A 21,861-nucleotide genomic window follows, 5' to 3' on the forward strand; every position below is an offset into this window, starting at 1 on the left:
AAAATCATCCTCTTTAATTTTTGTTATATGGTAGGTGTAAATGCTCATACGCCAACGGGGTCACCACACGCCCCCGAGTAGTTCGTTTGATAAACCCGATCTGTAAGAGATAAGGTTCGATCATATCGGCGATCGTTTCCGTATCTTCACCGATATTGGCAGCTAAAGTGTTCAAGCCCACTGGCCCACCGCCGTATAATTCGATCATTGTTCTTAAAACTTTATGATCGGTCTCATCTAAGCCCCGATCATCAACATGTAGCATTTCCAAAGCAAATTTCACGATCTCAAGGTCGATCTGATCTTTGGCCGCTACTTGTGCAAAATCACGCACACGCTTTAATAAGCGGTTAGCCACCCGCGGAGTCCCCCGCGAACGGCGCGAGATCTCCAAGGCGCCTTGCTCACTGATCGCAGTTGAAAAAACACTTGCAGACCGGGTAACGATCTGCGCTAGTTCAGCATCAGTGTAGTAGTTCATATGCTCGACGATCCCAAAACGCGCGCGCAAAGGGGCCGACAACATGCCAGCCTTAGTCGTAGCTCCGATCAAAGTAAATGGTGGCAACGGGAATCTGACTGGATGAGCGGTCGCATCTTGGCCAACGATGATATCGATATAAAAATCTTCCATCGCCGAATAAAGCATCTCTTCAATACTCTTTGGCATCCGATGGATCTCATCGATAAATAACACATCGCCTGGTTCAAGCTCATTTAATAACGCCACTAGATCACCTGGTCGCTCAATAGCAGGCCCTGTCGTCGTCTTGATCTTAACTTCCAATTCATTAGCAATGATCGTCGCTAATGTCGTCTTACCTAAACCAGGTGGCCCATAGAGCAAGACATGATCGAGTGACTCTTGGCGACTTTTGGCAGCTTCGATATAGATCGCCACTTTTTGCTTGATCTTTTCTTGGCCGATATATTGCGCTAATTTTTGCGGACGTAGACTCAATTCTGTTTGCTCATCATTTTGATCAAAAGCCGCATTTGAGATCAGACGCTCATCTTCCATCCAAATCAGTCCCTTCTACTTATTTTTTCATGATCAAGCGTAAACCTTGCCGCAAATAAGCATCGGTCGAATCGCCAGTGTAATTTCCCAACTTCTTAGCAACGCGCTTGATCTCAGTTTTCGTATACCCTAATGCGGTCAAGGCTTCGATCGCCTCTTGTAAATATGGTTGCTCAGTCGTGGTCAACTCGATCCCTTGTTGGCCGACGAGCTTAGTCTGGTCTAGATCATTTAACTTGCCCTTCAAGTCTAAAATGATCTGCTTAGCCGTTTTCTTACCAATACCAGGGAAATTAGTCAGATAACCATCATCTTCTTGTTCGATCGCATTGATCAAACCGCTGTGGTTTTCACTAGCTAAGATCGCTAGCGCACTTTTCGGCCCGATCCCTGAAACATTCAATAACTTCAAGAAAAGTTGCTTTTCAGCTTCGTCGACAAAACCGTAAAGCATGATCTCAGTCTCACGAACAGCTTGGTGCAAATAGATCTTTTGCTGGCGCTCAAGATCGACTTGATAGCGAAATGGATTAGCCACAAAGACTAAATACCCCATTTGATCACGCTCGACTACGATATAACGCGGAGTAACTTTAACTATCGTCCCAATGATATATTCATACATAAATTTTCACCTGTTCTTTTTCTACATGCCCTTTAATGTTACCACAGAAACAGCACCTTGACCGAACTTTTTTACAATTCTGTCTGTTTTCCTTGGTGGGGATCTTGGATCCGTTTGAACATCCGCTCAAGCTCTGAATTTCTAAAATGCACTAAAGTTGGTCTACCATGCGGACAATTGAATGGATTATTACATTTAGCCAGCTGTTCCAATAAAGCCTTAGCTTGGAAATCATCTAAATGGTGATTGGCCTTGATCGATCGTTTACAGCTCATCATGATCGCTGTTTTTTCGCGAAATTTTGCAACTGTCAATTTATGATCTTCTAAAAACCATTCGATCATTTCTCTGATCGTGTCTTCTTCTTGTCCCTTGATGAACCATGTCGGGTGACGCCTTACGATAAAAGTGTTTTGTCCAAACTCTTCTAGTTCGATCCCTAACTCAGCTAATTTAGCGCGATTTTCACTGATCTTTAGCGTATCTGTCGTCGGATAAGATAAGATGATCGGCACTAACAACTCCTGCTGAGCTTTGGAAACTTCACCGATCGCTTCACGGTAGTATTCATATTTACACCGCTCTTGGGCAGCATGCTGGTCAACTAAGTATAAGCCATCTGCTGCTTGCGCCAATAAATAAGTTCCATGGAGTTGTCCGATATAAGTTAACCCAGGAAATTTTTCTTTTACCGGTGTTTGACTACTCTGATCATCAGCATGTTCAACTTCTAACTCAGCGGTATTTATTGGCTTGGCTTGCACTTTTGCTCGATACTTTTCATCCCACGCTTTGAGTTCGTCAGAATCCAGTTGGCGCTTATCTTCAATGATCACTGGCTTAGTTAGCGCCACATCTTGTGCTTTAGCAGGCTTAGGCGTAGTTTCTTGAGTCTGTGCTAAAGAGCTCCCCATTAAAACCTGGGTTATTTCAGCCGTTGAACGCTTTGGCTTTGGCTTTACTTCATAACTATCACTAGTTTCAGCTAAGGTAAAATCCAACTGTTCGGCTTTAGGTTCACGTTTAGTTTTAGGTTTTGAGCCGAGATTTTCCAAGGCACTCGGGATCAGATTTTCTTTAGCTAAACGCGCGTAGATCGTTTGTTCGATCAAATTTGCTAACTGCTCTTCTTTGCTGATCCTGACCTCTTGTTTGGTCGGATGCACATTGACATCAACTAACAAAGGATCCAAGTGGATATCGATAACTCCAATGGGATAGCGTCCGACCATCAACTTTGAGCCATAGCCTTGTAAAACTGCTTTTAGCAATTGCTTATTTTTGATGTACCGGCCATTGATCAGTAAACTGATATAATTTCGGGATGCACGCGTCAATTTAGGTAACGACACGTAACCTTGGACCTTAAAATCTAGGTCTTCGCCCGAAAAGGCCACCATCTGTCGGGCATTTTGGATCCCGTAGATCGCACTTACCGTTTGGATCAATTTCCCATTTCCCGCCGTTTGCAAGATCCGCTTACCATTATTATATAGTGCAAAAGCGATCTCACCATGACTTAAAGCCAAACGGTTGACGATATCACTGATCGCTGCTAGCTCGGTCTGAAGCGAACTGAGGTACTTTAAACGGGCAGGTGTATTATAAAATAGATCAGTTACCGTGATCTTTGTACCTTGGCGCATGGCTGCTGGCTTATGAGCCGTAACTTCGCCGCCACGCACGTGATAAAATGTCCCCTGCGTTTCAGTCTGAAGTGCAGTCTCCAAACAAACGTCGGCCACTGAGGCAATACTTGGTAATGCTTCGCCCCGAAAGCCTAACGTATTTACCTGAAAAAGGTCTTGGCGATCCTTGATCTTACTTGTCGCATGCCTAAAAAATGCCAGTGGGACATCTTCAGCAGCGATCCCTTCACCATTATCGATCACAGTAACTTCTTTGATACCTGCTTCTTTAACATAAATATCGATCTGCGTACTGTTAGCATCGATCGCATTTTCGACCAACTCTTTGACCACTGAGGCTGGCCTTTCAACAACTTCGCCGGCTGCGATCTGATCGGCTAAAACAGTCGCTAACTCATGGATTTTAGCCATTTTCGTCTCACCTTGCTATTTTAATTTTTCTTGCCACTTAAAGACTGCATTCATTACATCCATCGGCGTCATTGCCATTAAATTCAGATCCAAGATCTCGTTTAAGACGTCCATTTCTTTGCCAACAGGTTCTTTTGTTGTTACAACTTCGGGACTAAAGAGCGAAAGTTGGGCCTCACTATCATCAACTTCAACTTGAACTGGAGCGACCTCCTTAAGTGTGGTCGTCGTCTTAGGTGCCTCTTTTCCTTCTAGTTGATGTAAGATCGTATCGGCTCGGGTCAATAAACTTGCGGGCATACCAGCTAGTTTTGCAACATGGACCCCATAAGAGCGATCAGCTGGACCGGCTTGCATCTTGTGTAAAAAGACTAATTCACCGTCTTTTTCGACTGCGCCAACATGAATGTTTGCCAAATGTGGTAATTCTTGTTCGAGGACAGTCAGTTCGTGATAGTGCGTCGAAAATAATGTCTTAGCTTTGACTTTATCATGCACATACTCGATGATCGCTTGGGCTAAGGCCATTCCATCATAAGTAGCCGTCCCACGTCCTAACTCATCAAAGAGCAACAAGCTATTTGGGGTCGCCTGTTTTAAAGCTAAATTAGCTTCTTTCATTTCGACCATGAAAGTGGATTCCCCTGAGATCAGATCATCAGCTGCCCCGATCCGGGTAAAGATCTGGTCAAAGATCGGCATTTTGGCTTGTTTAGCTGGTACAAAACATCCCATCTGCGCCATGATCACACTGAGTGCCAATTGTCGCATATAGGTACTTTTCCCAGACATATTTGGCCCAGTGATCAATAAGATATCCAACTCCGAAGACATTTTGACATCATTTGGAATATAACTTTGCTTACCTAAAACTTTTTCGACGACTGGATGCCAACCATCAACGATATCCAAAGTTCGCTCATTTTGACTCAACACTGGGCGGACAAAATGGTTATCCTCACTAACAGTCGCAAAACTTTGCAAGACATCTAATTGAGCGACCTTAGCTGCTAATTTTTGCAGGCGTTTGATCTGATCTTTGATCTGGTCACGGATCTGGGTGAATAATTGATATTCTAGCTCATAAGCTTTAGTCTCCGCACCTAAGATCAATTCTTCTTTTTCCTTTAATTCAGGCGTGATAAAGCGCTCAGCATTTGTCAGCGTTTGTTTTCGTTGATAACGATCTTGCGGAAGTTTTTTGACATTAGCTTTCGAAACTTCAATATAATAACCAAACACCCGGTTGAAACCGATCTTTAGATTTGAGATCCCTGTTACTTGACGTTCGCGCGCTTCTAACTGAGCTAACCACTGTTTACCATTTTTCATCGCATCGTTGTACTCATCTAACTGAGAATTATAGCCAGCTCTGATCAAATTACCTTCAGTGATCGACAGTGGTGGCTCGTCGACGATCGCCTGTTCGATCAGATCAGCGACGTCTTCGACTGGATCTAATTCAGCTAAGAAATCACGATAAATATCTTGATCTAGTTGTTCTAAAATATAGCGGATCTGCGGAATATGAGCGAGTGAGGTCCGCAACTGGACTAGATCGCGACCATTGACATTGCCAAATGCTACGCGCCCGGCTAAACGCTCAAGATCATAAACTTGGGTCAATTGTTCAATGATCCCAGAGCGTTCAAAATAATTATCTAATAGATCTTCCACGATCGCTTGGCGTTGCTCGATCTGTTTGAGATCTAATAATGGGCGCCCGATCCATTGTTTCAATAAACGCGCTCCCATGGCTGTTTTAGTCTCATCTAACAGCCAAAGTAAGGTCCCGGATTTTTTATGTGTCCGTAAATTTTTCAATAATTCTAAATTACGTTGGGCATTGTGATCTAATTTCAAATAGTGGGATGGTTCATAGTGGACAGCTTTTTGTAGATGGGCTAAAGAGCGTTTTTGCGTTGTCGTCAAATATGCTAGCAATTGCTTGACCGTTTGCTTTTCTAAAGTCTGTTGGAGGTCTTGACTTACATACGAAACTTCTGCACTTGGTGTCACTTCTGGCTGAGTTGACGTCAAAACTTTCAACTGTTCTAATAATGTTTGCGTTGGCTGACTGAGTGAATCATCGATCACGACTTCTTTAGTCTGCAAACTCATCAATTCATTTAAGAGCGATTCAGTACTTGTTAAGGTCGCAACTTTGATCTCCCCCGTCGATAGATCAGCATACGCAAAACCATACTGTCCCTTTTCTTCGTGTAGCGCTGTTAAGTAGTTGTTTTCTTTAGCTTCACTTGCATTTTGGTCGATGATCGTCCCAGGTGTCACTAGTTGGACCACTTCACGCTTGACCATTCCCTTAGCTGTCTTAGGATCTTCGACTTGTTCACAGATCGCTACCTTATAGCCCTGGTCAACTAAAATATCAATGTAATTTTGTGCAGCATGATGCGGTACACCACACATCGGGATCGGATCGACCGCATTTTTATTGCGCGTCGTCAAAGTCAACTCAAGGATCTGAGCTCCCTTGACCGCATCGTCGTAAAACATTTCATAGAAATCCCCTAAACGATAAAATAAAAAGGCGTCGGGATACTGTTTTTTGACCGCCAAATACTGTTCCATCATTGGCGTCTTTTTTGTCTTTTGTGGCATCTATCCAAAAATCCTTTCTAAACTAAAAAATGGGTCCGCTCCACCCACTTACTAAACTGATTCTCTTGTTAATTTTATCATTTTAAGCTACATTTTGCACCATGCTGTCAGATGCTAAAAAAAACAGGAAGCGACGTATCACTTCCCGTAATTGTTTTTCAAATTCTAATCTTCTGCAGCATCCATCGCTTTTAAGATCACACCTAAATGATCTCGGCGGTCTTTTGTATCTTTTAGCTTAGCATCATATACAGCCACCAGATGGCTACCCCGTTTAGTTCCATGTAATTTTTCGCAAACATTGGTGAGCTCGGCACATTTTTGCTCCGCTAACTGATACTCATGCAAAATATCAAGTTTGTTGCCCATCACAAATCCTCCCAAAAAATATAAATTGATCTCGACTTGACTAATTTACCACTTTTGAATGCATTTGTTAACCATCTTTTTTTAAGATTTCGTTACAAAAAAGTTTCGTCTGTAATAATCAAAAAATTTAACTATTCATTGACGACCAGCGTATCTGCCTTGGTATTTCGAACTACATACGACGCCGTCGAACCTAAAATAAAACGATCGAGCTTATTTAAGCCAGTTGCACCAACGATCACCAATTCAGCTTGATACTTCTGCGGTAATGTTTCGCTCAACATCACCTTAGGATCACCGAGAACGACCACTGCTTGCTGCTTGACTTGCCCAGGTAGCTTTGCTTGATATTCGGTCAACATTTTTTGTGCTTGCGCTTGTTTTTCTTCAAGTTGCTTAGCTGACAAAGTGTTGACCTCAAGTCCAGGTCCACCAAAACCAACTTGAAATTCTGGTTTGACTACAGTGACCAAAACCAACTTAGCATCCATGAGTTGTGCCAATTCCCCGGCTTTTTCAAGGGCACTAAGTGAATTAGTCGAACCATCTAGGCCAACTAAGATCGTTTTATAGTGTTTCATCTGTAAAGACCTCTTTTCAAAATATAGCTACATCTTCGCTTATATTTTAGTTCAATCCCTTGACAATTAACAGCAAAAAGACTGCTTTTTTCTTTTTGCCAAATCCAAACTGATGTGCTATTGTAGAAAAATGCGAAACACTTTGAAAGGAAGCCGCATTACCTATGACATTAGATGAACAATTGTTAACATTGATCCAGAAAAGACCTGAATTTCGTGAAGTTTTTACGATCTTAGATAAAATGCATCTCGGAGACGCTTTTCTTTGTGCTGGCAGTATCCGCGACCTAGTTTGGTCTGAACGCGAAGAAAAACCATTCAATTTGATGCTTGGAAATTTAGACATCTATTATCGTGATCCTAATGAGTCCTATGAACAATATCTAACCCGTAAAACTGAACTAAATCAGCGTCACTCTAAATATCTGTGGGAATTGACTAATATTTCGCTTAATAATCCTCATAGACCAAACTTTCAAGGTAAAGATACGATAGCTGACGTGATCGCGACTTTCCCCGAAACCTGTAGTGCCGTTGGGATCTGCCACTCGCCAGCAACAGATTTTGAATTCATTGCGCCATACGGGCTAACTGATCTATTTTCAGAAAAGATCGTCCCTACACCGGCTTATCTTGAAAAAAATACGCTCGAAGCCTTTCAAAAGCGAGTCGAGCGTAAAAAATGGTTGCAAAACTTTGAAAATACAACTTTAGTCTTGCCTTGATATCCTTTTAGAAACAAAAAATGCGTGAAAGATTTTCACGCATTTTTTCTTACCTATTTTTGTTTTTCTACATTATTCATTCCATAGAAAATATAAACTAAAAGTCCTAGGACAAACCAGATCCCGGTAACAAATTTTGCCATGTGATCTAAACCTAAGAAAACAAACAACGCACCTAAAAATGCTACTGCTGGTAAGACCGGATAAAGTGGCATCTTAAATCCTGGCACTGGTAAGTCTTTACCTTCACGGGGACGTAAGCGGTAGATCCCGATCGTCACAAACATGAAGGCGATCAATGTTCCAGCTGAGATCAATTGTGATAGAAAGGCAAATGGGAAGACTGCCCCTAAAACGATCGCAACACCAGACAGTAAGATCAACGCATGATTTGGTAAGTTATTCTTATCTAACTCACCCAACCACTTAGGTAATAATCCATCACGCCCAAATGAATAGAGCAGACGCGAACCTGCTAAGGTCATCCCAATCAAAGCAGTAAACATCCCGATCACAGCGATTGCTTGGACAACTGTCGCAACGATCGGATAACCGGCATGGCGTAACGCCCAACCAACTGGTTCAGCGTTACCAGCATAGTTTGAATAATGGAACATCCCGACCAAGACTAAAGAAACACCTGAGAATAACACGACCGCGATCAACAAGGAACCCAAGATCCCGCGTGGCATCGTTTTAGACGGATTCTTAGCTTCGGCCGCATTAGCTGCGATCGAATCAAAACCGATATATGATAAAAAGATCGATGAAATACCGGCATAGATCCCTTGCCAACCACCAAACGAAGTCCCATCAGCATTGACTTTGTGAGCTGGAATAAATGGATGATAGTTAGCTGTTTTGATAGCTGTTGCACCAACAGCGATGAAAACTAAGATCGCAGCCACTTTCAAGATAACCAATAAATTTTCAACAGCTGCCGCACCAGATGTTCCGCGTGAAAGTAAAATAGCAACTAAAACGACCACTAAGATCGCCAAAATATCAACTACACCACCATTAGTTCCAAAAGCTGCGGATAACTGCACTGGTAATTTAAAGCCTAGTGGTTCCAAAAGACCTTGTAAATTGGCTGAAAGTCCCGAAGCAACAAAGGCGACTGCGATAAAGTATTCAGCTAGCAAAGCCCAACCAGCGATCCAGCCAAAGCCTTCACCAAAGACAACGTTTATCCAAGAGTAAGCTGAACCAGCAAATGGTAAAGCCGAAGACATTTCAGCATATGCAAAGGCAACTAGCCCTGCAACAACTGCTGCTGCTAAAAAGGATAAAACAACGGCAGGACCCGCATGTTGTGCTGCCACGATCCCTGGAAGTGTGAAAATTGAGGTCGATACGATCGTCCCTACACCTAACGCTAAAAAGTCCTTAACACCTAAAACTTGAAGTAGATGGGCATCCTTTTTTTGATACTCTTTCGGATCTTTTTTATGCGTCATTTTTTTCCACAGTTTACCCATAGAAAATCCCCCTATATAAATTTTTTCTGAAAGTTTACATTAGAATAAACAGATTATAGCAAAGCATTTAGAGATTAGTCAATACGAAAAATTAAATAAATTTCATTATATTTTCATATATCTTCTGAATCTCTACCAGCATTTTCTCCTTTTCGATCTCTTCTTCTACTAGTCATTAATAGTAAATTAATTTAATAAAGCCTAAAAAAATAGTGACTTCACTCATCGAAGTCACTATTTTTCAGTCTTAAAGTAATAGCCCATAAAATAGTACGGAGCTATAATTATCTCTAAACAAATTTTCGCAAATGATTTTACTAAATTAGTTAAAAGTTCACTATCGATCTGACGCTTTGTCTTGGGTTTAGAACGGCGCAATGGGCCACTCTCTTCAACGACTACCTTACTTTGTTTCGTTAGTAGTTGTTGGCGTCGGTTATATGGAAATAACATCAAATAATTACTGATCGTATAGTAATACAATACTGACCGCCAAGCTTGGTCAGGCACTAAACGACATAACGCCAATAAGACGATCACAGCCGCTAGTCCATCTAATAATATCATACTGTATCGTTTGATTTTCTCTGCCTCACATACAAACTTATTATTTAGCTACTAAAATATTTAGGGTTGCAATATTTCCACGCAATACAACGATATTGCAGATAGAATATAAACTGAGAAAGAACGCTAATTCTTCCATCTCACCGACAAAAGCAACTAACAACGCCACCCAGAAAAAGACTCGCCCTAAAATTTTCCATTTCTTCTTGTCTTGATTGATCGCTTGCAAGCGCGCACTTTCATCAGGCAAAATATCTTTTGGTCGGCGCAACAAGGCCGAAGTCTGTAATTTAGATAAACGCCAAGCTAAGCGTAAATTATACGCCGATAAAACGATCAGTGCTGCATAGATCACAAGTGAAATAGTATTGATTTGCATTCTTGACCTTTCTCTGAAAATAGATTAATTCTTAACGTGCAATGATAACATCACACTTAGCGACACGAGTAACATAGTCAGTTACCGCCCCAACTAATAACCGTTCGACTGGATTTAAGCCAGTTGGTCCCATGATGATGAGATCATTTTCATGGTCATCAGGAAATTCGCGCGCGATCACGGCCCGTGGCGATCCAAAACGTGCGTGAGCCGTTACATCTTCTAGCCCTTGTTTTTTTACACGTTCAACTAAGGTATTCAAATAGCCTTCAACATCTTCAAATGCTTGGTAGACTGCATCACCATTAGCGTCGACCATCCCACCAAAGCTAACGGAAAATTGCTTGAGATCGATCACATTTAAAATATCTAAGTGTGCTTTATTTCGTAACGCGATCTCAGTTGCACGCTCTAAAGCTTTTTCAGCTGTTTTGGAACCATCAACTGGCACTAAAATGTTGCGGTATTCTTGTTTGATCAATTCCATAATTCTCCACTCCCAACTGGTTATTTAAATGTTTAACTATACTTAGATTATAGCATTTTTTCTGTTAATTGTCCTGAGCGACACATGTAAGCTAAAAAAAGACTTGTAGGCCAGTAAACACTGGCCTACAAGTCTACAAGAACGGTAAAGTCTTATGCCACTAGCAGGAGTCGAACCTGTACTTGGATAAACCAAACAACGACCTGAACGTTGCGCGTCTGCCAATTCCGCCATAGTGGCATTAACTTCTACTATTTTACACTAAAAACCCAAATAGTCAAGCAACCTAGTTTAAACTGATCACAGTTCCGTAACCATGCAACATCAAATATTTAGGCCCCACTGAAACGCGGACGATCTGGGGCTCAAAACTAACACCAATGATCCCGTCACCGTCTTTAGCGACTGCGCGTTCGATCAAAATATCTTGAACTTGCCGATAGAGCTCATCGAAATTATCAACTTCATCAAGTTGTTCTGCTGTCAAAGTTTTCTTGACGGTCGCATTTACGATCCCTTTGATCGTGTAAGCTTGCTTGACTTCACCTGTAGTTAAAAACAATTGCTTCACCTCATTGATCATTAAAGAAAGATTCGGTAATTATGCTGAGTGATATTTATGATCTCGCGCCGATTTGCCTTAGACCGCTTGCGTAATAAAGTATCAAGCATCTTTTTTAGCTTGGCATCATCGTCTAATTTAGGCAACAAGCTGTTATCAACTCGCAAAAAAAGATCTTCACGCCGACTTAAAACTTTAAATAGTGTTGTTTTCTCATCGCTTTGGGCTGAATTCTTTTCCAAAAAACCTTTCTTCATCTTAAATTCCCTGCTATATAAAATGCAAACAAGTACATCGTTCATACTTACAAAAGAAATATAGTTTTTCCTTTCTATAATTACCGCAAACATGGCCCGCGGTCCTTATCTCAAGTAATCCCAGCTTCACATTTTGAACTTTCTAACTGTTACTTACTCCGCTAGGCTAATGTTGCTCTAACTTCATTTTACGCCCTTTTTTTGAAATTATCAAAAAAAGACTGCCATCCGACAGTCTTTTACTAAAACTATTCTTATTTGATCAGCTCATAGATCGATTGCGCATAGATCGCTGCTGCCTTCACAAGGTCATCGATCGGCATAAATTCGTTTGCTTGATGCATTGTATCGGGTACACCTGGGAACATCGCGCCAAAAGCGACCCCACGTTCCATCAAACGGCCGTATGTGCCACCACCGACAACTTTACCTTCAGCTTGTTCACCTGTTTGTTCTTGGTAAACATTAAGCAAAGTCTTGACCAATGGATCTTCAGGGGAAACGTAATGTGGCACTTGTAATTTACCACTACGTTTTACTTCGATATCTAATGGTTGGGCAGCTTTTTGCAAACCAGCTTCGATATCTTTTTCATCTGTACCTTTAGGGAAACGGAAATTAAGGGTGATCTGTCCACCTTTGCCCGCTTCAAAATTGTAGATCCCTGAGTTCATCGTTAAATCACCCATGATCTCATCGGTATAAGCAACACCAAAAGCTTCCATCCGTGAATCTTGATGCAAGTAGTCAGCCGTGAACTTGATAAAGTTAGCTGCTGCACCACCAAAATCAAATTGTTGCAAGAAAGTAGCCATATAAGTAGCTGCATTTTCACCATTACGTGGTTCTTGGGCATGGGCTGCTTTACCAATAATATGCAAGTAGACCTTGCCTTCTTTCAAGTAAGCTGTCCCTGTAATAGGATTTTGGGCTACAAATTCATCAAAAGCACTCAAAATAGCCTTTGAGTCTTCGGCTTTCAAGTAAACTTCAGCATCACGTGGTACCATGTTTTCACGTAAACCAGCTTCGAAGCTAACTAATTCAACTTTACCACCATTGGTTCCAGCAAAATCAGCGACAAAGCTAACATTACCCTTTTCACCATTGATAATTGGGAAAAAGGCATCAGGTGAAAAGCCAAAATCAGGTTGTGGCATTTTTTCAAAGTAGTGCGTCATACCACGCCATTGGCTTTCTTCGTCAGTTCCTAAGATAAAACGTACCTTTTTCGAAACTGGCAAACCAAGTTCCTTAACGATCTTTAAACCGTAGTATGCAGCCATACTTGGGCCCTTATCATCTGAAGCCCCACGTGCGTATAAACGGCCATCTTTTTCAACAGGTTCAAATGGATCAGTATTCCAACCGTTACCAGCTGGCATAACATCTACGTGAGCTAGCATCCCTAACGTTTCAGGACCATCACCATATTCAATGTGTCCAGCTAAGCCATCTAATTCAAGTGTTTCAAAGCCATCACGTTGACCAATTTCTAAAAATTTGTCTAAAGCTTCCTTAGGACCAGGTCCAAGTGGAGCTTCAGGAGTTCCTTTTGCTTCATCACGTACACTTTCGATCCGAAGCATGGTCTTTAAGTCCGCCAACATATCGTCTTTGCGTTTAGCGGCTTCTTCTTTCCAATCGATTGTCATAAAAATCCACCTCTTATTTAGATTCGATCTCTCCCCTATTTTAGCATAAATTTTAACAACTTCCACCTTAACACTTATCTTATCAGTTGAAAAATATACTAAAATGACTTAACTTGGACATAGAATACCTTGAGTGATCGGAGTTGGATACAAATGGAAACTATGAAAAATTTGACCACGCTTTGTCTAAAACAAGTCATCAAGCCACGGCCTAAGCAAAGTCACAAAGGAAATTTCGGTAAGATCTTGATCATCGGCGGAAATAAAAATATGAGTGGGGCTGCGATCATGTCGGCTAGCGCTGCTGTCCATGCCGGTGCCGGTCTTGTCACATGTGCCACAGATAGTTCAAATTTTTTTGCACTTCATGCTCGCTTACCCGAAGCAATGGTCGTTGATCACAGTGATTTTGAGACCTTGACTCAAGCTATAAAGCAAGCTGATACGATCGTTATTGGCCCTGGTCTAGGCCTCGATCAACTTGCAAGACAGATATTGAAAATTACCTTATCAACCGTAAGCCCAACCGCAACTTTGATCATTGATGGATCAGCGATCACACTACTTGCACAACAAAACGAGCCCTTACACCCAACATGTCAGGTGATCTACACCCCACATCAGGCCGAATGGGCTCGTTTATCTGGACTAGCGATCGCAGAACAACTGCCTCAGGCCAATCAAAGTGCCCAACAAAGGCTAGCTGCTCACGTCGTTTTAAAAAAATATCACACTGAGATCTATCACCAAGATGGTACGATCAGTCGGTTACCCATCGGCGGTCCCTACATGGCGACTGGTGGGATGGGCGATACTTTAACGGGGATCATTGCTGCTTTTATGGGGCAATTCAAAACACTAGCTCCAGCTGACGTTTTAGATGCTGCCGTTTATTTACACAGTGCCGTTGCCAGTGACCTCTCGCAAAGTAAATATGTTGTTTTACCGACCGATATCATTGAACATCTACAAGCTTTCATGGCGCAATTTAGCTAGTTCCTGCTCGCTTAAGGGACGGTAATCTCCCCGTTTTAGAGTGGGATCGAGTTTTAAACTCCCCATTTGAAGACGTTCTAGCTCCAAGACTTTCATCCCTGCCGCTGCAAACATCCGTTTCACTTGATGATATTTACCTTCCGTGATCGTGATCTCGACCTTAGACCGCTCATGTGCTTCATCAACAGTCAAGATCTTCAATTTGGCGGGCTTAGTTTTTTCGCCACTTTTTAACGTCATCGAACTAGCAAAGGTCACACAAGTTGCTGGTGTTACTATTCCTGCGATCTGGGCAACATAAGTTTTAGCCACGTGCTTTTTGGGACTCAGTAATTCATGACTCAAGGCCCCATCATTTGTCAAAAGCAACAATCCCGTCGTGTCTTTATCTAAACGCCCCACTGGGAAAAGTTTTTGGTTACTTGCAGGTTCGACCAACAGATCTAAAACTGTTTTCTCGACCCGATCTGTTGTTGCTGAAACAACCCCTTTTGGTTTATTTAGCATATAGTAATAATAATTTTGATACGTCAGTACTTTTTGTCCTACCATAACCTGGGAAATAGCAGGATCAAGTTGAAATTTTCCGTCAGTGATGACCGCACCGTCAACACTGACACTTTTTTTGCGTAATAATTTTTTTACTTCAGAGCGTGTTCCCAGACCCACCGTCGCTAAATATTTATCTAATCTCATCTTATTTCCACCTAAATATCTTTTGTAATTTACTTGTCACCTTTGTGCCTAAGATTCGTTGTACTAGACCGAGTTTAAAACACGCTAATAAATATAAGTATCCCCCGACCCCAGCAGCTAAGCTCAAACTCACCAAAGCTGACCAGCGACTATTCCCGGGAAATATCATATAATAACCACCTACAAACAGTAAAGTCACACCAAACATCAGTAATGCTACCATGAACATCTTATTGACATTAACTTGTAACTGTCCTGTCGGTAAATTATATTTCAAATATAAAAAGCGCAGCATTAAATAGCTGGCCCAACTCATCGCGATCCCTGTCGCTAAAAGTGGTCCAAAAACACCCAACCAAAGAGTCAATGGATATTGCAGGACTAATTTTAGCCCTAGCCCCCAAGCGGTATATTTGATAGCTTGTTTATTTTCATAGATCCCTTGCAATAATGAACCTAAAACATTGAATAGTCCCATTGCTAACGCCACATACGCTGAGATCGCTAAAACAAAGATCCCCGTTGCCTCATAACCGTAGAATACTAGATAAAGCGGACGACTGACTGCAGCCATACCAAAGACAGCTGGTAACATCACAAAAAACAACAACTCTAGAGATTCTAATAGTTGTTTTTTCATCAAAGTACTATCGCATTTAGCAACAGCTTCACTTAAAAGTGGGATCGCTGTCGTTGCCATTGCAGTCGATAGTGCCACCACGATCATGATCAGCTTATTGGTATTCCCCGCAAATAGAGCATATAAGGCATTGATCTGAGCCATACTATACGCACCTGCTTGTTGCATGATCACAGGGAAGGTAAACTGATCGACCAAATTAAACATCGACATCGCACATGCAATAAAAATAAAGGGTAAAGCCTGATATAAGACCTCTTTTAATAAGGTCGCATTGGTTATTTTGAGCTGATCGTTACTCTGAGATACTAGCTTATCTAATCTTTTTTTATGCTTGAGATAATATCCCACTAACAATAGAGTTCCACCTACAGCGCCGATAAAAGCTGCAAAAGTCGACTGCCAAACGCCGGCTTCAAATGGTAATCCCATAACTTTGATCGTGATATAGGTCGCTAACAACATATAGATTATTCGCAAAAATTGTTCGATCAATTGCGATAAAGCAGATGGTGCCATATCCTGAAAGCCCTGAAAATATCCGCGCAAAAGACTCATCGACGGAATGATCAATAAAGCTAAGGCCAAGGAACGATAGATCGAGACCATCCTTGGATCACCTTGTGAGATCCAAGGTGCGATCAACCAAAAGACCAGCGTACAGACTGCCCCTAAGATGAACAAAGCTACTAAACTTGTCTTAAATAATCTTTTTGAAACGCCATATTCATTTTTAGAATTATAATGTGCAACTTGTTTAGCAACAGCTGAAGGGATACCCGAGATCGCGATCATCAAAAAAATACTATAAACAGTATACCCCTTTGTATACAGGGCATTTGCCTGCAGTTTGTCACTTCCAAACCAGCTATACCAGGGAATGATGTAGAGCGCACCTAAGATGCGGGAAATGATACTCCCAGCTGTCATCCACGCCGAACCACGAAGCATTTTTTCTTTCATCGTTTGTTCTTTCATAGCATATATTCCTTTCTACTGTTTCAGTATAGATTCTAGCAAAAAATATAGTACTAAAAAAGATTTTCAACTTAAAAACACCTCAGAGTCTGAACTCTAAGGTGTTTGTGCTTAATTATTTTCTTTAGTGGTTTTGAGTTTTCCTGAAAGGATGAACAATAAACTAAACCAGACCAGCGCAAAAATGATCGAGATCAAAGTACTTGTACTCGTTGCCAATAGTCCTAAGACGATCACAAAAAAGGCGATCGTTAAGAAGTTAGTCCAAGGATAAAGTGGCATCGGAAAAATACTTTTAGCGGTTTTATTTTGTTGCCGATACTTATAGTGGCACCAAACTAAAATGATCCAAACAAAGATAAAGCTGACCGTAGCCACCCCTGAGATGATCTCAAAGATGCTACTTGGTAAAATATAGTTCAAGATCACGATAATAAAGAGGACCGACGAAGAAAAGACTAAAGATCCGACCGGTACACTGCGATTACTGATCTTAGCCATCTTCTTTGGTGCTTGTCCGCTATTGGCCAAAACAAACAGCGTCCGACTCGTACTAAAGATCGCACTATTACATGCTGATAGTGCCGCAGTCAGAACCACAAAATTGATCACAGCTGCAGCCATCTTGATCCCGATCCCAGAAAAGACTTGAACAAATGGACTTGAAGTCGTTGCGATCTCGTTCCAAGGATAGATGCACATCAAGACAAACATCGAACCGACATAAAAGAGACCGATCCGCATCGGTAACGTGTTGATCGCCCGTGGAAGATCTTTTTTAGGATCAGCCGTTTCACCCGAAGTCAAACCGACCATTTCGATCCCTGTAAAGGCAAAGATGACCATCGGAAAAGCAGCTAATAACCCGGAAAATCCTTTTGGAAAAAGGCCACCGTAATCGACTAAGTTACTCAAATGTACTTGATGACCACCAACATTAGCCGAGGTCAATAATAAGATCAACCCCGTCGCGATCAAAGCCATGATCGCTAAAACCTTGATACTAGAAAACCAAGCTTCTAATTCGCCAAAAACTCCCACACTCAGTAAATTAAAGGCTAACAAGATCAAAATGATCGCTAAAGCCGTCACCCATTGGGGAATATTAGGGAACCAGTAGCGAATGTAGATCCCACTGGCGGTCAGATCGGCCATAGCTAAACTTTCCCAACATAGCCAATAAGTCCAACCAACAACAAATTCCCACTTTTCACCGAGATATTGGCGTACAAATTCAATAAATGATGCTTTAGAGGTATCAGATAAGATCAATTCCCCGATCGCACGCATCATCAAAAAGCAAAAGACCCCTGCAACCAAATAAGCGAGAATGATCGCAGGCCCTGCTTTTTGGATCGCACTCCCAGATCCTAAGAAAAGCCCCGTTCCTATGGCACCGCCAATCGCGATCATCTGTACATGGCGGTGCGTCAATGCACGAGATAGTTCGTTTTTCATACTATTAAAATCCTTTCTGAGATATTAATGTTCCTTTTTATAAATATGTTTACGTTCTATTCTATCCAATTTACTTTGATTTCGCAAATTTCTTTCAAAAAATCAAACACATTTTAATTTTCGTCTGTTAAAAAATAAAGAAATGAGACCCCCACTGGATCTCATTTCTTTATTTACTATTAGTTAGCAACTACATTGACTAATTTGCCTGGTACTGCGATCACCCGACGGATCGTCTTACCTTCAAGCTCAGCCTTGATCTTTTCGTCATTCAAAGCAAGTTCTTCTAACTCTTCTTTTGAAGCTGTCCGCGAAACCTTCAAGTGTTGCTTGATCTTACCATTAACTTGGACAACGATCTCAACTGTATCTTCGACTAATTTATTTTCATCATATGTTGGCCATTTAGCATAGGCGATACTTCCAACATTACCTAATAAAGTCCAAAGTTCTTCAGCCATATGCGGTGTGATCGGCGAGATCAATTTGACTAAGCCTTCAACGTATTCTAGTGGTAAGGAATCAGCCTTGTAGAATTCATTGACTAAGACCATCAATTGTGAAATTGCAGTGTTGAAATGCAATTTTTCGTAGTCTTCAGTAACTTTCTTGACTGTTTGATTGTAAATCAAATCCAAATTACCTTCGTTGATCGTTGTGATCCGGTCGCGTAATTGACCATTTTCATCGATCAGCAAGTTCCAAACACGATTGATGAACTTATTAGCCCCATTCAAGCCATCTTCGCTCCAAGCAATCGAAGCATCAAGTGGTCCCATGAACATTTCGTATAAACGTAATGTATCGGCGCCGTATTGCTCAACGATATCATCCGGGTTGACCACATTACCCTTAGATTTAGACATTTTTTCATGGTTGTTACCTAAGATCATCCCTTGGTTGACCAATTTTTGGAATGGTTCTTTAGTTGGGACAACGCCTAGATCATATAAGAATTTGTGCCAGAAACGAGCATACAATAAGTGCAAGACTGCATGTTCAGCCCCACCAACGTAAAGATCTACTGGTAACCAAGCCTTTAATTTTTCAGGATCAGCGATCATTTCATTGTTGTGTGGATCAATATAACGCAAGAAGTACCATGAACTACCAGCCCATTGTGGCATTGTGTTAGTTTCGCGTTTCCCTTTACGTCCATTTTCATCGACTACATTGACCCAATCTTCGAGGTTAGCCAATGGACTTTCACCTGTACCTGAAGGCTTGATGTCATTTGACTTAGGTAAAAGAAGTGGTAATTCATCTTCTGGAACTAAAGTTGTTTCGCCATCTTCCCAGTGGATCACAGGGATCGGTTCGCCCCAGTAGCGTTGACGTGAGAAAGTCCAATCACGTAAGCGGTAATTTACTTTCTTATCACCCACACCGTGTTCTTTCAACCAGTTGATCATCGTCCCGATCGCTTCTTCTTTGGTCAAACCATTCAAGAAATCGGAGTTGATATATTCACCCTCACCGGTGTAAACTTCTTTTTCAACATCTCCCCCAGCAATGACTGGGATGATCGGCAAATCATATTTCTTTGCAAATTCCCAATCACGCGGATCATGGGCAGCCGAGACCATAACCGCTCCGGTACCATATGAAGCCAAGACATAATCAGCTAACCAGATCGGTAATTTTTCACCATTTACTGGATTGATCGCATAACTTCCGGTAAAGACCCCAGTTTTTTCTTTAGCTAGATCTGTTCTTTCAAGATCAGACTTGTGTGAGATCTCTTCAACGTAAGCTTCAACAGCTGCTTTTTGTTCTGGTGTCGTTAAACTAGCTACCAGTTCATGTTCAGGTGCGATCGTGATCGCTGAAGCACCAAATAAAGTATCTGGACGTGTAGTAAATACTTCTAATTGTTCATCTTGACCATCAACTTTAAAATCGATCGTAGCACCAACTGAGCGTCCGATCCAGTTGCGTTGTTGTTCTTTAATCGCTTCAGGCCAATCAAGATCTTCTAGATCATCGATCAAACGATCCGCATAAGCCGTGATCTTTAGGACCCATTGACGCATTGGTTTACGGATAACTGGGAAGCCACCCCGTTCGGTCTTACCGTCGATAACTTCTTCATTAGCCACTACAGTCCCTAGATCTGGACTCCAGTTAACTGGGATCTCAGCTTCATAAGCTAGACCACGTTTGTAAAGTTGTTCAAAGATCCATTGTGTCCATTTATAATAAGCCGAATCGGTCGTATTTACTTCGCGATCCCAATCGTAAGAAAGACCCAATGATTTGATTTGACGTCTAAAATTGTTAATATTTTTCTTAGTAAATTCACGTGGCGAATTACCTGTATTCAACGCATATTGTTCCGCTGGTAAACCAAAAGCATCCCACCCCATTGGATGTAAAACATTGTAGCCTTGCATCCGTTTCATACGTGAAATGATGTCAGTTGCCGTATACCCTTCTGGATGGCCTACATGTAGCCCTTGTCCCGATGGGTAAGGAAACATATCTAAAGCATAGTAATTCTTTTTATCCTTATCCTCAGTTGTCTTGAACGTCTTATGTTCATCCCAATAACGTTGCCATTTTTTTTCGATCTCTTTATGATTATAGCTCATCTATCCATAGTTCCTTTCTAGAAAATAAAAAAGTCCTATATAGAGTTATAAACTCCATATAGGACGAAAAACCGCGGTACCACCCATATTCCAACACTAAGTTGACACTTAACTTCGTAACGGGAAGGACCGTTTTCACTTACTAACTTCGGTGAAAAACTCAAAGGCGAGTTCAGAAAAACCAACTTGTATACTCACAGCAACCGTATACTCTCTGAAAATAGTTCAGTTCTTCCTAATACTCCTTATCTGCGTTCAAATATTTACTTCATCTTAGCAAAACCGCTCGACTAATTCAAGAGAAAATTATTTTAATTTCAAATTTTGTCCGACATAGATCATGTCTGAGGTCAAATTATTCAAGGCTTTCAATTGATTTACCGTCGTACCATTATTGGAAGCGATCCGCCAAAGTGAGTCACCCGCTTTGACTGTATATGTTTTCTTTGGACTACTTTGGGCGTTTGTCTTATTAGCCGTTGTAACTGCACCTTTAGTTACTTTAAGCGTCTGGCCAACATAGATCAGATCACTTGATAAGTTATTGACTTGTTTTAAGTCATTTAACGTCATTTTATGTGAATTAGCGATTGCCCACAAGGAATCACCCGCCTTGACCGTATACGTTCCATTACCATTTGCTTGATTTTGATTTGAATTTTGAGCAGTATTTGTACTTGGCTTGTTAGAAACTGTTTTACCAGAGACCTTCAAAACTTGACCAGGCATGATCAAATTACTGCTCAAGTTATTCAAATTCTTCAACTCTTGTAAACTCATATTGTGGTTGACTGCAATACGGTACAAAGAGTCGCCCGCCTTGACCGTATACGTCCCGTTGCCACTTGCTTGGGTCTGATTTGAATTTTGTGATGTATTTGTACTTGGTTGGTTCGAAGTTGCTTGGCCCGAGACCTTCAAAACTTGACCAGGCATGATCAAATTACTGCTCAAGTTATTCAAATTCTTCAACTCTTGTAAGCTCATATTGTGGTTGACTGCAATACGGTACAAAGAGTCGCCCGCCTTGACCATATACGTCCCGTTGCCACTTGCTTGGGTCTGATTTGAATTTTGTGATGTATTTGTACTTGGTTGGTTCGAAGTTGCT

Annotated in this window: 20 protein-coding genes, 1 tRNA gene and 1 other annotated feature; of the genes, 2 read left to right on the plus strand and 19 right to left on the minus strand. The window is 41.4% G+C overall.

Annotated features, from left to right (window positions below; translation table 11 throughout):
- Positions 1-13: 13 nt before the first annotated feature.
- The 6 genes from ruvB to ABT996_RS08445 form a co-directional block, all read right to left on the minus strand.
- A complete protein-coding gene (gene ruvB / locus ABT996_RS08420) occupies positions 14-1,021 on the minus strand; it encodes a Holliday junction branch migration DNA helicase RuvB (protein WP_035448814.1) in 1,008 nt (335 codons plus the stop codon).
- Positions 1,022-1,040: 19 nt separating this feature from the next.
- Positions 1,041-1,646, minus strand: a complete 606-nt coding sequence (gene ruvA, locus ABT996_RS08425; RefSeq protein WP_035448812.1) for a Holliday junction branch migration protein RuvA — start codon at positions 1,644-1,646, stop codon at positions 1,041-1,043.
- A 71-nt stretch (positions 1,647-1,717) separates the two neighbouring features.
- Positions 1,718-3,706 (minus strand): DNA mismatch repair endonuclease MutL, encoded by a 1,989-nt coding sequence (gene mutL / locus ABT996_RS08430; protein ID WP_010688570.1) that lies wholly within the window; start codon positions 3,704-3,706, stop codon positions 1,718-1,720.
- Between the two features lie 15 nt (positions 3,707-3,721).
- The gene (gene mutS / locus ABT996_RS08435; protein ID WP_035448810.1) at positions 3,722-6,328 is read right to left on the minus strand and encodes a DNA mismatch repair protein MutS; all 2,607 of its coding nucleotides are present in this window, start codon (positions 6,326-6,328) and stop codon (positions 3,722-3,724) included.
- Positions 6,329-6,493: 165 nt separating this feature from the next.
- The gene (locus tag ABT996_RS08440; protein ID WP_010688568.1) at positions 6,494-6,697 is read right to left on the minus strand and encodes a hypothetical protein; all 204 of its coding nucleotides are present in this window, start codon (positions 6,695-6,697) and stop codon (positions 6,494-6,496) included.
- A 131-nt stretch (positions 6,698-6,828) separates the two neighbouring features.
- Positions 6,829-7,278: a universal stress protein gene (locus tag ABT996_RS08445; RefSeq protein ID WP_035448807.1), complete on the minus strand. Its 450-nt coding sequence runs from the start codon at positions 7,276-7,278 to the stop codon at positions 6,829-6,831.
- Positions 7,279-7,442: 164 nt separating this feature from the next.
- Here ABT996_RS08445 and ABT996_RS08450 point away from each other — a divergent pair, with 164 nt between their 5' ends.
- Positions 7,443-8,003 (plus strand): nucleotidyltransferase family protein, encoded by a 561-nt coding sequence (locus tag ABT996_RS08450; protein WP_035448805.1) that lies wholly within the window; start codon positions 7,443-7,445, stop codon positions 8,001-8,003.
- 53 nt (positions 8,004-8,056) lie between these two features.
- Here ABT996_RS08450 and ABT996_RS08455 read toward each other — a convergent pair whose 3' ends face one another.
- The 8 genes from ABT996_RS08455 to pepV form a co-directional block, all read right to left on the minus strand.
- The gene (locus ABT996_RS08455; protein ID WP_010688565.1) at positions 8,057-9,484 is read right to left on the minus strand and encodes an APC family permease; all 1,428 of its coding nucleotides are present in this window, start codon (positions 9,482-9,484) and stop codon (positions 8,057-8,059) included.
- A gap of 234 nt (positions 9,485-9,718) precedes the next feature.
- Positions 9,719-10,051 (minus strand): hypothetical protein, encoded by a 333-nt coding sequence (locus ABT996_RS08460; RefSeq protein WP_010688564.1) that lies wholly within the window; start codon positions 10,049-10,051, stop codon positions 9,719-9,721.
- A gap of 40 nt (positions 10,052-10,091) precedes the next feature.
- Complete coding sequence (locus ABT996_RS08465; protein WP_035448803.1) at positions 10,092-10,430, minus strand: hypothetical protein; 339 nt, start codon at positions 10,428-10,430, stop codon at positions 10,092-10,094.
- A 31-nt stretch (positions 10,431-10,461) separates the two neighbouring features.
- Positions 10,462-10,917: a universal stress protein gene (locus ABT996_RS08470; protein WP_010688562.1), complete on the minus strand. Its 456-nt coding sequence runs from the start codon at positions 10,915-10,917 to the stop codon at positions 10,462-10,464.
- Positions 10,918-11,072: 155 nt separating this feature from the next.
- Positions 11,073-11,157 (minus strand) — tRNA-Leu (locus ABT996_RS08475).
- 46 nt (positions 11,158-11,203) lie between these two features.
- Entirely contained in the window at positions 11,204-11,479 is a 276-nt protein-coding gene (locus ABT996_RS08480) for a hypothetical protein (RefSeq protein ID WP_010688561.1), read from the minus strand.
- Between the two features lie 20 nt (positions 11,480-11,499).
- Positions 11,500-11,736 (minus strand): hypothetical protein, encoded by a 237-nt coding sequence (locus ABT996_RS08485; RefSeq protein ID WP_004048435.1) that lies wholly within the window; start codon positions 11,734-11,736, stop codon positions 11,500-11,502.
- A 254-nt stretch (positions 11,737-11,990) separates the two neighbouring features.
- Positions 11,991-13,391, minus strand: a complete 1,401-nt coding sequence (pepV, locus tag ABT996_RS08490; protein WP_010688560.1) for a dipeptidase PepV — start codon at positions 13,389-13,391, stop codon at positions 11,991-11,993.
- A gap of 153 nt (positions 13,392-13,544) precedes the next feature.
- On the opposite strand from pepV, the gene ABT996_RS08495 reads away from it, so the two are divergent.
- Positions 13,545-14,387: an NAD(P)H-hydrate dehydratase gene (locus tag ABT996_RS08495; protein ID WP_081797091.1), complete on the plus strand. Its 843-nt coding sequence runs from the start codon at positions 13,545-13,547 to the stop codon at positions 14,385-14,387.
- On the opposite strand, the gene ABT996_RS08500 is transcribed toward ABT996_RS08495, so the two are convergent.
- The 5 genes from ABT996_RS08500 to ABT996_RS08520 all read right to left on the minus strand — a co-directional run.
- On the minus strand, positions 14,358-15,083 hold the full coding sequence (locus ABT996_RS08500; protein WP_035448802.1) for a pseudouridine synthase: 726 nt from the start codon (positions 15,081-15,083) through the stop codon (positions 14,358-14,360). The genes ABT996_RS08495 and ABT996_RS08500 overlap by 30 nt on opposite strands.
- 1 nt (position 15,084) lies before the next feature.
- Positions 15,085-16,701: a putative polysaccharide biosynthesis protein gene (locus tag ABT996_RS08505; RefSeq protein WP_035448800.1), complete on the minus strand. Its 1,617-nt coding sequence runs from the start codon at positions 16,699-16,701 to the stop codon at positions 15,085-15,087.
- A gap of 111 nt (positions 16,702-16,812) precedes the next feature.
- Complete coding sequence (locus ABT996_RS08510) at positions 16,813-18,159, minus strand: amino acid permease (RefSeq protein ID WP_035448798.1); 1,347 nt, start codon at positions 18,157-18,159, stop codon at positions 16,813-16,815.
- 179 nt (positions 18,160-18,338) lie between these two features.
- Positions 18,339-20,750, minus strand: a complete 2,412-nt coding sequence (leuS, locus tag ABT996_RS08515; protein ID WP_010688556.1) for a leucine--tRNA ligase — start codon at positions 20,748-20,750, stop codon at positions 18,339-18,341.
- 56 nt (positions 20,751-20,806) lie between these two features.
- Positions 20,807-21,011, minus strand: a binding site (T-box leader).
- A 45-nt stretch (positions 21,012-21,056) separates the two neighbouring features.
- The coding region (locus ABT996_RS08520; RefSeq protein ID WP_349924662.1) for a LysM peptidoglycan-binding domain-containing protein at positions 21,057-21,861 on the minus strand (805 nt) is incomplete at its 5' end.

It is taken from the genome of Ligilactobacillus sp. RTP31139st1_D10_RTP31139_211217 (assembly GCF_040226755.1).
In the GTDB taxonomy this organism is placed as follows: domain Bacteria; phylum Bacillota; class Bacilli; order Lactobacillales; family Lactobacillaceae; genus Ligilactobacillus; species Ligilactobacillus animalis.

Excerpts from the sequence above, each read along its gene's own strand:
- ABT996_RS08450 (WP_035448805.1), top strand. The coding sequence starts at position 7,443 with ATGACATTAGATGAACAATTGTTAACATTGATCCAGAAAAGACCTGAA.
- ABT996_RS08460 (WP_010688564.1), bottom strand. The coding sequence starts at position 10,051 with ATGATATTATTAGATGGACTAGCGGCTGTGATCGTCTTATTGGCGTTA.
- ABT996_RS08465 (WP_035448803.1), bottom strand. The coding sequence starts at position 10,430 with ATGCAAATCAATACTATTTCACTTGTGATCTATGCAGCACTGATCGTT.
- ABT996_RS08510 (WP_035448798.1), bottom strand. The coding sequence starts at position 18,159 with ATGAAAAACGAACTATCTCGTGCATTGACGCACCGCCATGTACAGATG.
- ABT996_RS08455 (WP_010688565.1), bottom strand. The coding sequence starts at position 9,484 with ATGGGTAAACTGTGGAAAAAAATGACGCATAAAAAAGATCCGAAAGAG.
- mutL (WP_010688570.1), bottom strand. The coding sequence starts at position 3,706 with ATGGCTAAAATCCATGAGTTAGCGACTGTTTTAGCCGATCAGATCGCA.
- leuS (WP_010688556.1), bottom strand. The coding sequence starts at position 20,750 with ATGAGCTATAATCATAAAGAGATCGAAAAAAAATGGCAACGTTATTGG.
- mutS (WP_035448810.1), bottom strand. The coding sequence starts at position 6,328 with ATGCCACAAAAGACAAAAAAGACGCCAATGATGGAACAGTATTTGGCG.
- ABT996_RS08440 (WP_010688568.1), bottom strand. The coding sequence starts at position 6,697 with ATGGGCAACAAACTTGATATTTTGCATGAGTATCAGTTAGCGGAGCAA.
- ABT996_RS08500 (WP_035448802.1), bottom strand. The coding sequence starts at position 15,083 with ATGAGATTAGATAAATATTTAGCGACGGTGGGTCTGGGAACACGCTCT.
- ruvA (WP_035448812.1), bottom strand. The coding sequence starts at position 1,646 with ATGTATGAATATATCATTGGGACGATAGTTAAAGTTACTCCGCGTTAT.
- pepV (WP_010688560.1), bottom strand. The coding sequence starts at position 13,391 with ATGACAATCGATTGGAAAGAAGAAGCCGCTAAACGCAAAGACGATATG.
- ABT996_RS08470 (WP_010688562.1), bottom strand. The coding sequence starts at position 10,917 with ATGGAATTGATCAAACAAGAATACCGCAACATTTTAGTGCCAGTTGAT.
- ABT996_RS08505 (WP_035448800.1), bottom strand. The coding sequence starts at position 16,701 with ATGAAAGAACAAACGATGAAAGAAAAAATGCTTCGTGGTTCGGCGTGG.
- ABT996_RS08445 (WP_035448807.1), bottom strand. The coding sequence starts at position 7,278 with ATGAAACACTATAAAACGATCTTAGTTGGCCTAGATGGTTCGACTAAT.
- ABT996_RS08485 (WP_004048435.1), bottom strand. The coding sequence starts at position 11,736 with ATGAAGAAAGGTTTTTTGGAAAAGAATTCAGCCCAAAGCGATGAGAAA.
- ruvB (WP_035448814.1), bottom strand. The coding sequence starts at position 1,021 with ATGGAAGATGAGCGTCTGATCTCAAATGCGGCTTTTGATCAAAATGAT.
- ABT996_RS08495 (WP_081797091.1), top strand. The coding sequence starts at position 13,545 with ATGGAAACTATGAAAAATTTGACCACGCTTTGTCTAAAACAAGTCATC.